11 protein-coding genes are annotated in these 14,243 nt (G+C 67.1%); 10 read left to right on the top strand and 1 reads right to left on the bottom strand.

The window, feature by feature from the left end:
- Positions 1–64: 64 nt before the first annotated feature.
- Positions 65–223, top strand: coding sequence for a DUF3309 family protein (locus VAR608DRAFT_RS27590; protein ID WP_088956970.1), 159 nt, complete (start codon positions 65–67; stop codon positions 221–223).
- 68 nt (positions 224–291) lie between these two features.
- Here VAR608DRAFT_RS27590 and hrpA read toward each other — a convergent pair whose 3' ends face one another.
- On the bottom strand, positions 292–4,203 hold the full coding sequence (gene hrpA / locus VAR608DRAFT_RS27585; RefSeq protein WP_231972979.1) for an ATP-dependent RNA helicase HrpA: 3,912 nt from the start codon (positions 4,201–4,203) through the stop codon (positions 292–294).
- Positions 4,204–4,339: 136 nt separating this feature from the next.
- Between hrpA and argA the strand changes: the two genes are divergently transcribed.
- From argA to VAR608DRAFT_RS27540, 9 genes are all read left to right on the top strand, one after another.
- Positions 4,340–5,686 (top strand): amino-acid N-acetyltransferase, encoded by a 1,347-nt coding sequence (gene argA / locus VAR608DRAFT_RS27580; RefSeq protein WP_088956969.1) that lies wholly within the window; start codon positions 4,340–4,342, stop codon positions 5,684–5,686.
- Between the two features lie 75 nt (positions 5,687–5,761).
- The gene (dapC, locus tag VAR608DRAFT_RS27575; protein ID WP_088956968.1) at positions 5,762–6,973 is read left to right on the top strand and encodes a succinyldiaminopimelate transaminase; all 1,212 of its coding nucleotides are present in this window, start codon (positions 5,762–5,764) and stop codon (positions 6,971–6,973) included.
- A complete protein-coding gene (dapD, locus tag VAR608DRAFT_RS27570; protein ID WP_088956967.1) occupies positions 6,970–7,794 on the top strand; it encodes a 2,3,4,5-tetrahydropyridine-2,6-dicarboxylate N-succinyltransferase in 825 nt (274 codons plus the stop codon). Before dapC ends, dapD begins: the two co-directional genes overlap by 4 nt.
- An 81-nt stretch (positions 7,795–7,875) precedes the next feature.
- Positions 7,876–9,024 carry a PilT/PilU family type 4a pilus ATPase gene (locus tag VAR608DRAFT_RS27565; protein WP_088956966.1) on the top strand — a complete coding sequence of 383 codons (1,149 nt, stop codon included), beginning with the start codon at positions 7,876–7,878 and terminating at the stop codon, positions 9,022–9,024.
- Between the two features lie 16 nt (positions 9,025–9,040).
- Positions 9,041–10,216 (top strand): succinyl-diaminopimelate desuccinylase, encoded by a 1,176-nt coding sequence (dapE, locus tag VAR608DRAFT_RS27560; RefSeq protein ID WP_088956965.1) that lies wholly within the window; start codon positions 9,041–9,043, stop codon positions 10,214–10,216.
- Positions 10,213–11,079 carry a 50S ribosomal protein L3 N(5)-glutamine methyltransferase gene (gene prmB / locus VAR608DRAFT_RS27555; RefSeq protein WP_088956964.1) on the top strand — a complete coding sequence of 289 codons (867 nt, stop codon included), beginning with the start codon at positions 10,213–10,215 and terminating at the stop codon, positions 11,077–11,079. Before dapE ends, prmB begins: the two co-directional genes overlap by 4 nt.
- 36 nt (positions 11,080–11,115) lie before the next feature.
- Positions 11,116–13,098 (top strand): ATP-binding cassette domain-containing protein, encoded by a 1,983-nt coding sequence (locus VAR608DRAFT_RS27550; RefSeq protein WP_088956963.1) that lies wholly within the window; start codon positions 11,116–11,118, stop codon positions 13,096–13,098.
- An 18-nt stretch (positions 13,099–13,116) separates the two neighbouring features.
- Positions 13,117–13,698, top strand: coding sequence for a hypothetical protein (locus VAR608DRAFT_RS27545; RefSeq protein WP_231972978.1), 582 nt, complete (start codon positions 13,117–13,119; stop codon positions 13,696–13,698).
- A 168-nt stretch (positions 13,699–13,866) separates the two neighbouring features.
- Positions 13,867–14,097, top strand: coding sequence for a hypothetical protein (locus VAR608DRAFT_RS27540; protein ID WP_157731126.1), 231 nt, complete (start codon positions 13,867–13,869; stop codon positions 14,095–14,097).
- Positions 14,098–14,243 lie beyond the last annotated feature (146 nt).

The following is a 14,243-nucleotide window of genomic DNA, read 5'->3' as shown; positions in this document are numbered from 1 at the left end:
CGAGGGATTCGACGACCCGCCTCGACCATGGGCTCCTCGAATGATTCCGCCCTAGGAGATGCCCATGTCACTCTCGTTGATTCTGCTGATCGTCCTGATCCTGCTGCTGGTCGGTGCGTTGCCGAGCTGGGGCTACAGCCGCAGCTGGGGATACGGTCCGAGCGGCGGGCTGGGTCTGGTGCTCGTGGTCGTGGTCGTGCTGCTCCTCATGGGGCGGATATAGCGCCCTCGCCCAGCGCATGAAAATGCGAACTGCCCGCTTCGGCGGGCTTTTTCATGCCCGATCGCGATCTAGCTCTCGAGCTGCACCCAGAGCTTGTCGAGGCGCTTCACGCTCACGGGCTGCGGCGTGCGCAGCTCCTGCGCGAAGAAGCTCACGCGCAGTTCTTCGAGCAGCCAGCGGAATTCGCCCATGCGCTCGTCGGCCGCACCCTTGCGTTCCGCGAGCAGGCGCCAGTAGCGCTGCTCCTGCGGGCGAAGCTCCGCGAGCCGCTGCGCATCGCGCTCGGGGTCGCCGCGCAGCTTGTCGAGCCGCAAGGTGATGGCCTTGAGATAGCGCGCGAAATGCTGAAGACGCGGCCAGGGCGTATCGACCAGAAAACGCTTGCCGACCAGCCGCTGCAGCTGCTGCGATGCATCGGCATTGGCCGTCGGCTGGATCTTCGTGTCCTTGATCTTGCGCGCCGCCACCGCGTACTCGGCGAGGATCACGCTGGCGAGGCGCGCCACCTCGTTGGCGATCAGCGTCAGCCGGCTGCGCCCTTCTTCCACGCGGCGCTTGAAGGCGGCCTCATCGGTCGGTAGCGGATCCTGCAGGAACGCGCGGTCGAGCGCGACATCGATGACCTGCGCGCGCAATTCCTCCAGCGTGCCGAGCGCCATGAAGGCCACGGCCATCTTCTGCAGATCGGGGATGTTCTTTTCGAGGTACTTGAGCGCGTCCCTGATCTGCAGGGCGAAGAGCCGCCGCAGACCGACGCGGTGCTTCGCGGCAGCGACCGCGGGCTCGTCGAACACTTCGATGGTGACGGCGTCGCCGCCATCGACCAGCGCCGGAAAGCCGATCAGCGATTGCGCGCCGCGCCGCACTTCCATCAGCTCCGGCAGTTCGCCGAAGGTCCATGCGGTGTGGCGCTGGCCCGCCGGCGCAGCAGCCGCCGGTGCCTGCGCCTGCACTGGGCGTTCGTCACGCTGCAAAGCTGTCGGCGCTTCTGGCGCCTTCTTCACGTTGAGCCCCGCGAGCGCCTGGAAGGCACCGCGCGCCTGCGCACCGAGCTCCGCCTTCAGCGCGCCGAGGTTGCGTCCCATGCCGAGTTGCCGGCCGTGCTCGTCCACCACGCGCAGGTTCATGAACAGGTGCGGCGGCAGCATGTCGAGCTTGAAATCCGTGCGCTTCACGTCGAGGCCGGTTTCCTCGCGCACGCGCCTCTGCAGTGCATCGGTCAACGATCCGTGGCCGAATACTTCGGGCGCACCGAACAGCTCGCCGAGGCGCAATGCGGTTTCCGGCAGCGGCACCAGCCGCGCGCGCGGCTTCTGCGGCAGGCTCTTCAGGAGTGCCTGGATCTTGTCCTTGAGCATGCCGGTCACCAGCCACTCGCAGCGCTCCTCGCTGACCTGGTTCAGCACGAACAGCGGCACCGTGACCGTGAGCCCGTCCTTGGCATCGCCCGGTTCGTGCAGATAGCTCGCCGCGCAATCCACGCCGCCCAGCCGGAGCGTCGGCGGAAAGGCCTGCGTCGTGATGCCGGCCGCCTGATGCCGCATCAGTTCGTCGCGCGTCAGGTAAAGCAGCCGCGGCGCGTCCTTCGCCTCTTTGCGATACCAGTCCTCGAAGCCCTGCCCGCTCGCGACATCCGCCGGCACCTGCGCGTCGTAGAAGGCGTAGATCAGCTCGTCGTCCACCAGCACGTCCTGCCGGCGCGACTTGTGCTCCAGCGCCTCGACCTCGCGCACCTGCTTGCGGTTGGCGGCGAGGAAAGGCAGCCTGCTCTCCCACTGGCCGCCCACTAGCGCCTCGCGGATGAAGATCTCGCGCGCCGCCGCCGGATCGACACGGCTGAAATCCACGCGACGCCCGCTGTAGACCACGAGCCCATAGAGCGTGGCGCGCTCCAGCGCCGCGACCTGTGCGCCCTTCTTCTCCCAGTGCGGATCGAGCAGCTGCTTCTTGAGCAGATGGCCGCCGACCTGCTCGAGCCACTGCGGCTCGATGTTGGCGATGCCGCGCCCGAAAAGCCGCGTGGTTTCGACCAGTTCCGCGCACACGATCCAGCGCCCGGGCTTCTTCTTCAGATGCGCGCCGGGGTGGCGGTAGAACTTGATGCCGCGCGCACCGAGGTACGCCTCGTCGTCTTCGAGCTTCCAGCCGATGTTGCCGAGCAGGCCCGACAGCATCGACATGTGCAGCGCATCGTAGCTCGCCGGCTGCGTGTTGATGCGCCACTTGTGCTCCGTCACCACGGTCAGGAGCTGCGAATGGATGTCGCGCCACTCGCGCACACGCCGCAGGTTGATGAAGTTCTGGCGCAGCAGCTGTTCGTACTGCCGGTTGCTCAGTTTGTGATGAGGGCCTTCGGCCCCCATCACGGGTGATGCTCCAGAAGGCGCCGCGCGACCGCGCGGCGCGGCGCCATGGCCGCCGCGCGCATCCTGGATCCACTTCCACAACCGCAGGTAGCCGCTGAATTCGCTGCGCTCGTCGTCGAACTTCGAATGGGCCTGGTCGGCCTGCTGCTGCGCGTCCAGCGGGCGGTCGCGCACATCCTGCACCGACAGCGCGCTCGCGATCACCAGCACCTCTTCGAGCGCACCGCGCGAGCGCGCCTCCAGGATCATCCGCCCGACACGCGGATCGAGCGGCAGCTTCGACAGCTCGACGCCGGTCGGCGTGAGTTCGTTCGCGTCGTCGACCGCGCCGAGTTCGTTGAGCAGCTGGTAGCCGTCGGCGATCGCGCGCCGCTGCGGGGCTTCGAGAAACGGAAAGCGCTCGACGTCGCCGAGATGCAGCGACTTCATCCGCAGGATCACGCCCGCCAGAGACGAACGCAGGATCTCGGGATCGGTGAAGCGCGGCCGGCCCTCGAAGTCCTTCTCGTCGTAGAGCCGGATGCAGATGCCGTTGGCCACCCGTCCGCAGCGGCCCGCACGCTGGTTGGCAGCCGCCTGGCTGACCGGCTCGACCAGCAGTTGCTCGACCTTGCTGCGGAAGCTGTAGCGCTTGACGCGCGCGGTGCCGGCGTCGATCACGTAGCGGATGCCCGGCACCGTCAGCGAGGTCTCGGCCACGTTGGTCGCCAGCACGATGCGGCGGCCGGTATGGCTGTCGAAGATGCGGTCCTGCTCGGCCTGCGACAGCCGCGCGAAGAGCGGCAGCACCTCGGCGTTGCGCATCACCGGCTGGTGGCCGAGGTGCTTGCGCAGATGGTCCGCCGCTTCGCGGATCTCGCGCTCGCCGGGGAGGAAGACGAGGATGTCGCCGGCGTTGTGCGGATCGCGCCAGAGCTCGTCGACGCCGTCGGCGATGGCGTCGTTCAGGTCGTAGTCGCGCGATTCCTCGAAGGGGCGCCAGCGCTGCTCGACCGGAAAGGTGCGGCCCGACACCATCATGACCGGCGCGGGCGTGATGGGCCCCCACGCTCCGCGCTGCGCGTCGTCGCTGCCCCCCGAGGGGGCCGCGCCCGGCTTGGGGCGGCCCGGCACCCGGCGAGCGGAGGCAAAGTGCTGCGCAAAACGGTCGGCATCGATGGTCGCCGAGGTCACGATCACCTTCAGGTCCGGCCGGCGCGGCAGGATTTCCTTCAGGTAGCCGAGCAGGAAATCGATGTTGAGCGAACGCTCGTGCGCCTCGTCGATGATCAGCGTGTCGTAGGCCTTGAGCAGCGGGTCGGTCTGCGTCTCCGCGAGCAGGATGCCGTCGGTCATCAGCTTGACCGAGGCGTCGCGCGAGAGGCGGTCCTGGAAGCGCACCTTGAAGCCGACCACCTCGCCCAGCGGCGTCTTCAGCTCTTCGGCGATGCGCTTGGCGACCGACGATGCGGCGATCCGGCGTGGCTGGGTATGGCCGATGAGGCGGCCCTTGCCGGGCGGCGCATTCAGCTTGCCGCGTCCGAGCGCCAAGGCGATCTTCGGCAGCTGCGTGGTCTTGCCCGAACCCGTCTCGCCGCAGACGATCACCACCTGGTGCGCGTCGATGGCGGCCATGATTTCGTCGCGCCGGGCCGACACCGGCAGGGATTCTGGAAACTCGATTCGAAGTGGGGACGAAGACAAGGCGGGCAGTTCGGGGAAAATCCGCAATTATCTTGCGACCGGCCTCCTTCCACCCCTCACCCCGCCAATGTCCACCGTCTTCAATTTCACCTTCGTCCCCTGGTTCCGCTCGGTGGCGCCGTACATCCACATGCATCGCGGCAAGACCTTCGTGGTCGCCATGGCCGGCGAAGCGATCGCGGCGGGCAAGCTGCAAAGCATCGCGCAGGACCTCGCGCTGATCCAGAGCATGGGCGTCAAGGTGGTGCTGGTTCACGGCTTCCGCCCGCAGGTCAACGAACAGCTGCGCGCCAAGGGCCACGAGGCGAAGTATTCGCACGGCATGCGCATCACCGACGAAGTCGCGCTGGACTGCGCCCAGGAAGCCGCCGGCCAGCTGCGCTACGAGATCGAGGCCGCGTTCAGCCAGGGCCTGCCGAACACGCCAATGGCCGGCTCCACGGTGCGGATGATGTCCGGCAACTTCATTACCGCGCGGCCGGTCGGCGTGGTCGACGGCATCGATTTCCAGCACTCGGGGCTGGTGCGCAAGGTCGACGCGGTCGGCATCCGGCGTGCGCTCGACTTCGGCTCGATGGTGCTGATGTCGCCTTTCGGCTTCTCGCCCACCGGCGAGGCCTTCAACCTCACGATGGAAGAAGTCGCGACCAGCGTCGCGATCTCGATCCAGGCGGACAAGCTGATCTTCCTGACCGAGATCCCGGGGATTCCGGCGGATGCCGGCCAGCCCGTCAGCGACGACAACCCGATCGACACCGAACTGCCGCTCGATGAAGCGGAGAAGCTCCTCGCATCCCTGCCGCCGGCCCAGCGCCCGACCGATGCCGCCTTCTACCTCCAGCACTGCGTGAAGGCCTGCGAAGCCGGCGTCGAGCGCAACCACATCATTCCCTTCAGCGTCGACGGCTCGCTGCTGCTCGAGATCTACGTGCACGACGGCATCGGCACGATGGTGATCGACGAGAAGCTCGAATCGCTGCGCGAAGCCACGGCCGACGACATCGGCGGCATCCTCCAGCTCATCGAGCCCTTCGAGCGCGACGGCACGCTGGTCAAGCGCAGCCGCACCGAGATCGAGCGCGACATCGGCCAGTACACCGTGATCGAGCACGACGGCGTGATCTTCGGCTGCGCCGCGCTCTACCCCTACCCCGAAGCCAAGACCGCGGAGATGGCCGCGCTCACCGTGTCGCCGCAGTCGCAGGCGCAGGGCGACGGCGAACGCATCCTGAAGCGCATCGAGCACCGGGCCAAGGCGCAGGGGCTGGAGAGCATCTTCGTGCTCACCACGCGCACCATGCACTGGTTCCTCAAGCGCGGCTTCCAGCAGGTCAACCCCGACTGGCTCCCCGATGCACGCAAGCGCAAGTACAACTGGGACCGCAGGAGCCAGGTGCTGGTCAAGAAGCTCTGATCGATCCCCCGTGAAAGGCTCCGACGCCCACCTCAAGGCAACGGTGCCACGGCTCGGCCACGATAATTCGGTCCCATGAACCCCCTGCTCGCCAAACTGCAGCCCTACCCCTTCGAACGGCTGCGACAACTTTTCGCGGGCGTCACGCCGAACCCGCAGTACACCCCGATCAGCCTGGGCATCGGCGAGCCCAAGCATCCGACGCCCGGCTTCATCAAGGATGCGCTCTCCGAGAACCTCGGCGCCCTCGCCGTCTACCCGGCGACGGCCGGCGACCTCGAACTGCGCCAGTCGTTCACCGGCTGGCTGCAGAAGCGCTATGGATTGAGCCTCGATCCCGCGACCCAGGTGCTGCCGGTCAACGGATCGCGCGAGGCGCTTTTCGCGCTGGCGCAGACGGTGGTCGATGCGAGCCGGACGCCGGCGCCGGTGGTCATGTCGCCCAATCCGTTCTATCAGATCTACGAGGGCGCGGCTTTCCTCTCGGGCGCCGAGCCGTACTACGTGCCGAGCGTGCCGTCGCGCAATTTCGCGGTCGACTGGGACAGCGTGCCGGGCGAGGTCTGGGCCCGCACGCAGCTGGTCTTCGTCTGCTCGCCGGGCAATCCGACCGGCGCGGTGATGCCGCTGGACGAGTGGAAGAAGCTCTTCGACCTGTCGGACCACCACGGCTTCGTCATCGCCGCCGACGAGTGCTACAGCGAGATCTATTTCCGCGACGAGCCGCCGCTCGGCGGGCTCGAAGCCGCGGCGAAGCTCGGGCGAGGCGACTTCCGCAACCTGATCGCGCTCACCTCGCTGTCCAAGCGCAGCAACGTGCCCGGGCTGCGCAGCGGCTTCGTGGCGGGCGATGCGTCGATCATCAAGTCCTTCCTGCTCTACCGCACCTACCACGGCAGCGCGATGAGCGGCACGGTCGCGGCGGCAAGCATCGCAGCCTGGAGCGACGAATCGCACGTGGTCGACAACCGCGCCCAGTACCGCGCCAAGTTCGCGGCCGTCACGCCGATGCTGGAGCCGGTGCTCGACGTGCGCCTGCCCGATGCGAGCTTCTACCTCTGGGCCGGAGTTCCCTCCGCGTGGCAGGGCGACGACCAGGCCTTCGCCCGCGAGCTCTACGCTCAATACAATGTGACGGTGCTGCCCGGCAGCTATCTCGCCCGCGACGTGGCCGGCAGCAATCCGGGCCGCGGGCGCATCCGGATGGCGCTGGTCGCCGACACCGCCGAGTGCACCGAAGCCGCGCAACGCATCGTCCAATTCATCCAGAACCGAGTTCTTCCATGACCCAACAACTCCAGCAGACCATCGACGCAGCGTGGGAAGACCGCGCCAATATCTCCGCCACCAGTGCTCCGAAGGACGTGCGCGACGCGGTCGAGCACGTGATCGCCGAGCTCAACAACGGCAAGCTGCGCGTCGCCACGCGCGAAGCCGTCGGCCAATGGACCGTGCACCAGTGGATCAAGAAGGCCGTGCTGCTGTCGTTCCGCCTCAAGGACAACGAGCAGATGCAGGCCGGCTCGCTGGGCTTCTACGACAAGGTGCCGACCAAGTTCTCGCACCTGTCGGCCGGCGAGCTGAAGGACGCCGGCGTGCGCATCGTGCCACCGGCCGTCGCGCGCCGCGGCAGCTACATCGCCAAGGGCGCGGTGCTGATGCCCTCCTACGTGAACATCGGCGCCTACGTCGGCGAGAACACCATGGTCGACACCTGGGCCACCGTCGGCTCCTGCGCGCAGATCGGCGCCAACGTGCACCTCTCGGGCGGCGTCGGCATCGGCGGCGTGCTCGAGCCGCTGCAGGCCGGCCCGACCATCATCGAGGACAACTGCTTCATCGGTGCGCGCTCCGAAGTGGTCGAAGGCGTCGTGATCGAGGAAAACTCGGTGCTGTCGATGGGCGTCTACATCGGCCAGAGCACGCCGATCTACGACCGCGCCACCGGTGAAGTCACCTATGGCCGGGTACCCGCCGGATCGGTTGTGATCAGCGGCACGCTGCCCAAGGACAACGGCAGGTACAGCCTGTACGCCGCCATCATCGTGAAGCGTGTCGACGCGCAGACCCGCGCCAAGACCTCGCTGAACGAGTTGCTGCGCGACTGATCGAGCCAACGGCCGTCCGAGGGGGCGGCCCTCGACGCCGTTGGCGACAAGCCTATTCACATCACCACGAGAGGAGAGCCGATGAACATGATGGAGCGAATTCTTCGCCTGATGGCCGAACGCAAGGCCTCCGACATCTACCTATCGGCCAACTCCCCGGCGCAGATCCGCATCAACGGCAATTGCATGCCGATCAATGCGCAGGTGCTGCCGCCCGAAGCGCCCCTGAGCCTGCTGGCGGAAGTGGTGCATGAAAGCCGCATCACCGAACTGGAGCGCACCGGCGAGCTCAACATGGCGATCGCACTCGAGGGCGCCGGCAACTTCCGAATCAGCGCGATGCGCCAGCGCGGCACCTACGCGGTGGTGGTGCGGCATATCGCTTCGGTCATTCCGGCGTTCGACGACCTGAACCTGCCCGAGATCCTGAAGACGCTCATCATGGAAAAGCGCGGGCTCATCCTGATGGTGGGCTCCACCGGCGCCGGCAAGAGCACCACGCTCGCGTCGATGCTCGACTATCGCAACGAGAACGCCTCCGGCCACATCCTGACGGTCGAGGAGCCGATCGAGTTCACCTTCACCAACAAGAAGTCGCTGGTGAACCAGCGCGACGTGGGCAGCGACACGCAGTCGCTCCAGATCGCGCTGAAGAACGCGCTGCGCCAGGCTCCCGACGTGATCCAGATCGGCGAAATCCGCGACCGCGAGACGATGACGGCGGCGATCGCCTATGCCCAGTCGGGCCATCTGTGCGTGGCCACGCTGCATGCGAACAACAGCTACCGCGCGCTGAACCGCATCCTGAGCTTCTACCCGGTCGAGGTGCGGCCCACGCTGCTCGGCGACCTCAGCGGCGCGCTGCGCGCGATCGTCGCGCAGCGCCTGCTGCGCACGCCCAACGGCGCGCGCGTGCCGGCACTCGAGGTGATGCTCAACACCGCGCTGATCGCCGAGCACATCGGCAAGGGCGACTTCACCGCGGTCAAGGAAGCCATGGAGCAATCCATGGCCGAAGGCTCGCAGACCTTCGAGGAAGACATCGCGCGCCTGATCACCGAAAATCTGGTCACCCGCGAGGAAGGCCTGTCGCAGGCCGATTCGCCGACCAACCTGATGTGGCGCCTGCAGAACCGCAAGGCACCGACCGCCCACAACGAAGAACGCTCCTTCCTCGAACAGGTCGAGGAACCCACCTTCACGGACATCACGCTCGACGTGCGTCTGTGAGCCACCTGCCCTGTCGATGTCACGAACGCTCCAGCTTGCCGAACTACTGATTTCACGTCCCTCGGTCACCCCTGACGATGCGGGGTGCCAGGGGATTCTTGGCGAACGACTGGCGCGGCTGGGCTTCAAGCTCGAGACCATCGAAAGCGGCCCGGCGGATTTCCGGGTCACCAACCTCTGGGCGGTGCGCGCCGGTGCGGCCGGCGCCGAAAGCCGCAGGATCGCTTTCGCCGGCCACACCGACGTGGTCCCGACCGGTCCGCTCGAACAGTGGACCAGCCACCCGTTCACGCCGACGCACCGCGACGGCAGGCTCTACGGTCGCGGCGCCTGCGACATGAAGACCTCGCTCGCGGCCTTCGTGGTCGCCATCGAGGAATTCCTCGCGGCCAAGCCCGACCCCCGCCTTTCGCTGGCCCTCCTGCTCACGAGCGACGAGGAAGGCCCTGCCGTCGACGGCACGGTGGTGGTCTGCAACACGCTCGCCGCACGCGGCGAACGCATCGACTACTGCATCGTCGGCGAGCCGACCGCGGTGGAGCGCTGCGGCGACATGATCAAGAACGGCCGCCGCGGCACGATGAGCGGCAGGCTCAGCGTCAAGGGCGCGCAGGGCCACATCGCCTACCCGCACCTCGCGAAGAATCCGGTGCATTCATTCGCACCTGCGCTGGCCGAACTGGTCGCGATCAACAGCGCAGGCGGCTGGGATGCAGGCAATGTGCACTTCCAGCCAACGAGCTGGCAGATCAGCAACATCCACGCGGGCACCGGCGCGAGCAACGTGATTCCGGGGGCCGCGGTCATCGATTTCAATTTCCGCTTCTCGACCGAGTCGACGCCGGAATCGCTCAAGCAGCGCGTCCATCAGGTGCTCGATGCGCACGGGCTCGACTACACGCTGGACTGGACGATCGGCGGCCTGCCCTTCCTGACCCAGCCGGGCGAGCTGGTCGAAGCGGTGCAGCAGGCGATCCGCGACGAAACCGGCATCGACACCGAGCTTTCGACCAGCGGCGGCACCAGCGACGCGCGCTTCATCGCCAGGATCTGCAAGCAGGTCGTAGAACTGGGCCCGACCAACGCCAGCATCCACAAGATCGACGAGCACATCGCGGTCGCGGAGATCGATCCGCTCAAGAACATCTATCGCCGCACGCTGGACCGGCTCGAAGCGCTGCTCCATCCATGAGCACGGTGATTCAACTCGTCGAGGCCGGCGCGCGGCAGCTGGCCGATGCCGGCGTGTCGTTCGGGCATGGCACGACCAACGCCTTCGACGAAGCGGCCTGGCTCGTGCTCTGGCGCTTGGGCCTCGCGCTGGACGATCTCGACGGCGTTGCTGAGCGTCCGGTGGCGCCCGCGGAGGCCGCGCGCGTTGCCGCGCTTTTCGAAGAGCGCATCCGGACGCGCAAGCCGGCCGCCTACCTGACCAAGGAAGCCTGGCTCCAGGGCGTGCCCTTCTACGTCGACGAACGCGCGATCGTGCCGCGCAGCTTCATCGCCGAACTGCTGGCCGACGGTTCCATCGACACGTGGCTCAGCGACCGGACGCGCCGTGTGCTCGACCTGTGCACCGGCAACGGCAGCCTCGCGGTTCTGGCGGCCATGACCTATCCCGACGTCTCGGTCGATGCAGCCGACATCTCGACAGAAGCGCTCGAGGTCGCCGCGATCAACGTCACGCGCCACGAGCTCGATGCGCGCATCACCCTGCTCGAATCCGACGGCCTCGCTTCGGTGCGCGGTCCTTATGACCTCATCCTCTGCAATCCGCCCTACGTCAACGCGCAGAGCATGAGCGCGCTCCCGGCCGAATACCGCGCCGAACCCGAGCTGGCCCTGGCGGGCGGTACCGACGGCATGGATTTCATCCGCCGGCTCTTCGCCGATGCGCCGGCCCGCATGACCGAATCCGCCGTGCTGGTGCTCGAAATCGGCAACGAGCGCGCGCATTTCGAAGCCGCCTTTCCAAGGCTCGAAGTGGTGTGGCTCCCCACGAGCGCGGGCGAGGACCAGGTGTTGCTGGTCGCCCGCGAGTCTCTGCTGCAGTAGATATTCCCTGGCCCCGCCGATGTGGCGGGCAAAGCCATGATCACCCTCAAGAACGTCATCCTGCGCCGCAGCGCCAAAGTGCTGCTCGACGGCGCCAGCGTCACCATCAACCCCGGCGAAAAGGTCGGGCTGGTGGGGCGCAACGGCGCCGGCAAGTCGACCTTGTTCGCGCTCTTCAACGGCACGCTGCACGAAGACGGCGGCGACTTCGCGATGCCGAAGCAATGGCGCATGGCGCAGGTCGCGCAGAACATGCCCGAGACCGACGAATCGGCAACCGATTTCGTCGTCACCGGCGACACCCGGCTGGTCGAACTGCGGGAAGCACTCGCCGCCGCCGAGGCCGGGCACGAGGCCAACCCCGACGACGCGGAGCTCGGCATGGCCCTCGCCCATGCCTACACCGACCTGGCCGATGCCGGCGAGCACGACGCCGTGCCCCGCGCGCAGGCGCTGATCCTCGGCCTGGGCTTCAAGCCGCACGAGCTCGACCAGCCGGTCAACAGCTTCTCGGGTGGCTGGCGCATGCGCCTGCAGCTGGCACGCGCGCTGATGTGCCCGAGCGACCTGCTGCTGCTCGACGAGCCCACCAACCACCTGGACCTGGACGCCCTCGTCTGGCTCGAAGCGTGGCTGCAGAAGTACGCCGGCACGATGATCGTGATCAGCCACGACCGCGAGTTCCTCGACGCCGTGACCGATGTGACGCTGCACATCGAGCATGCCCGCCTGAACCGGTACGGGGGCAACTACAGCGCCTTCGAGACGCTGCGCGCCCAGCAGCTGGAGTTGCAGCAAGCCGCCTACGCCAAGCAGCAGGACAAGATCGCCCACCTGCAGAAGTTCATCGACCGTTTCAAGGCCAAGGCCAGCAAGGCCAAGCAGGCGCAAAGCCGGGTCAAGGCGCTCGAGCGCATGGAGAAGGTCGCGCCGCTGCTCGCGGAGGCCGATTTCAGCTTCGAGTTCAAGGAGCCGGGCAACATCCCGAACCCGATGCTGACGATCAGCGACGGGAGCTTCGGCTACCAGTCCGAGGACGAGCCGCCCAAGATCATCCTGCGCGGCGTGAACCGGTCGGTGCTGGCCGGACAGCGCATCGGCATCCTCGGCGCCAACGGCCAGGGCAAGTCGACGCTGGTCAAGACCATCGCACGCGAAATGGGTGCGATTGCCGGCACGATCACCGAGGGCAAGGGCCTCAACATCGGCTACTTCGCGCAGCAGGAGCTCGACGTGCTACGGCCGCAGGACACGCCGCTCGAACACATGGTCCGCCTGGCGCGCGAACTCGGCGCGGCAACCAGGGAGCGCACCGGCGAACAGGACCTGCGCGGCTTTCTCGGCAGCTTCAACTTCAGCGGCGACATGGTGAAGCAGCCGGTCGGCACCATGAGCGGCGGCGAGAAGGCCCGGCTGGTGCTCGCGATGATGGTCTGGCAGCGTCCCAACCTGCTGCTGCTCGACGAGCCGACCAACCACCTCGATCTCGCGACCCGCGAGGCGCTGGCCGTGGCGCTCAACGAGTTCGAAGGCACGCTCATGCTGGTCAGCCACGACCGGGCGCTGTTGCGTTCGGTGTGCGACGAGTTCTGGCTGGTGGGCCGCGGCGCGGTCAGTGACTTCGATGGCGACCTGGATGATTACCAGCGTTATCTGCTGGAGGAATCGCGGCGCCTTCGCGAAGAAGCCAAGCTGGCGATGAATGCAGTGGCAGTCGAGCCCGTACCTGCCGCACAAGAAGCGCCCGCGATCGGAAAAAACCAGCGCCGACAGGATGCCCAGGACCGGCAGCAGCGCAACGAGCGCGCCAAGCCGCTCAAGCGGGAACTCGCCCAGATCGACCAGCGGCTGGCCGACGCAGGCATCGAGAAGACCGCCATCGAGGCGCGCCTGGCACGACCACTGCCGGCGCCCGAGATCGCCGAAGCCGGCAAGCGCCTGAAGACGCTGAACGACGAGATCGAACAGCTCGAGGAGCGCTGGCTCGACTTGTCCGATCAGCTCGAAGCGCTCGCCTGAGTCTGCTAAGGTGCACGGATGCCGTCCGCCGTCGAACTTGCCCAGGGCGATCCCGAGCTGATCGCCGCCATCCGCCGCAGCCGGCGGCTGCTCGGCCGCAAGGCGCTGATGGCGGCCGCGGTCGGCGCGGTCCCGGTGCCGGGCATCGACTGGGCGGCCGACGCCACCCTGCTGTCGCGGGTCATCCCGCAGATCAGCGCCGAATTCGGTCTTTCCGTCACCCAGCTCGATCGGCTCGCCCCTTATGACCGCGAGCGCATCCAGAAGGCCGCGGCCGCCGTCGGCGCCCTCCTGGTCGGCAGGCTGGTGACGCGCGAATTGCTGATGAGGCTCGCGCGCCATGCCGGCGTCAAGCTGACCGCCCAGCAGGCCGCAAAGTACGTCCCGATCGTCGGGCAGGCCGTTTCGGCCACGCTGAGCTACGCCGCGCTGCGCGCGCTCGGCGAACTGCACATCAAGGATTGCGTGCAGGTGGCGCAATCCGTCCGCCACCTCCTCCCCTCGCCGATCGCCGCAGCCGCACCGCGTCCCGCCCCACGGCGCGCGCCGCGGCTTGGCGGCGTGTGGCACCGGCTCGGGCTGCGGCATCAGGGCGACTGAGCCGTTTACCCACACAGAATTGTTGGACTAGCACGACAGTGAAAATTACGCAATCGAGCGAACGGGAGATAATGCGCAAGCTCATGCTGAGCCACAGGCTCGAAAGGCAAGAGCCGAGGTATGGGGTCAGGCAAGGTTTTTCCGCGCGATGAAACGGAGGAGCGCAAGATGAATGAGACAGATCTTGCAGCGTCGGTAGAGCGGTTGATGGCTCGGGTCGACTACTACCTGCATTGCGAACTCGACGAGGAATACGATCACGACAGGCCGGACACTGCGCGCCGCCTGCTCGAATCCGCGCTTCGTCAGGAACTGCTCCGCGCGAGCGCGGTCGGGCTCGTGTCCAGCATTTCGGGTTCCCGACAGCCGTCGATGCATGACAACGACGCTTCAGCGTAACTGACAACCAAAGGCCGCTTTCAGCGGCCTTTTTGTTGACCGATACCGGGGCCTGCCTCCCCGCGGGGCAGGCTTCCGGCGCCGCGCCTATTGCTCCTTCGAGCGTTCGAGTTCGCTCGTTGCGCGAATCTGGGACAGGACCGAAT

This window comes from Variovorax sp. HW608 (assembly GCF_900090195.1).
Taxonomy (GTDB): Bacteria; Pseudomonadota; Gammaproteobacteria; order Burkholderiales; family Burkholderiaceae_C; genus Variovorax.
Note: the sequence above shows the minus strand (reverse complement) of the source record. Positions and strands in the feature narration are given on the sequence as shown.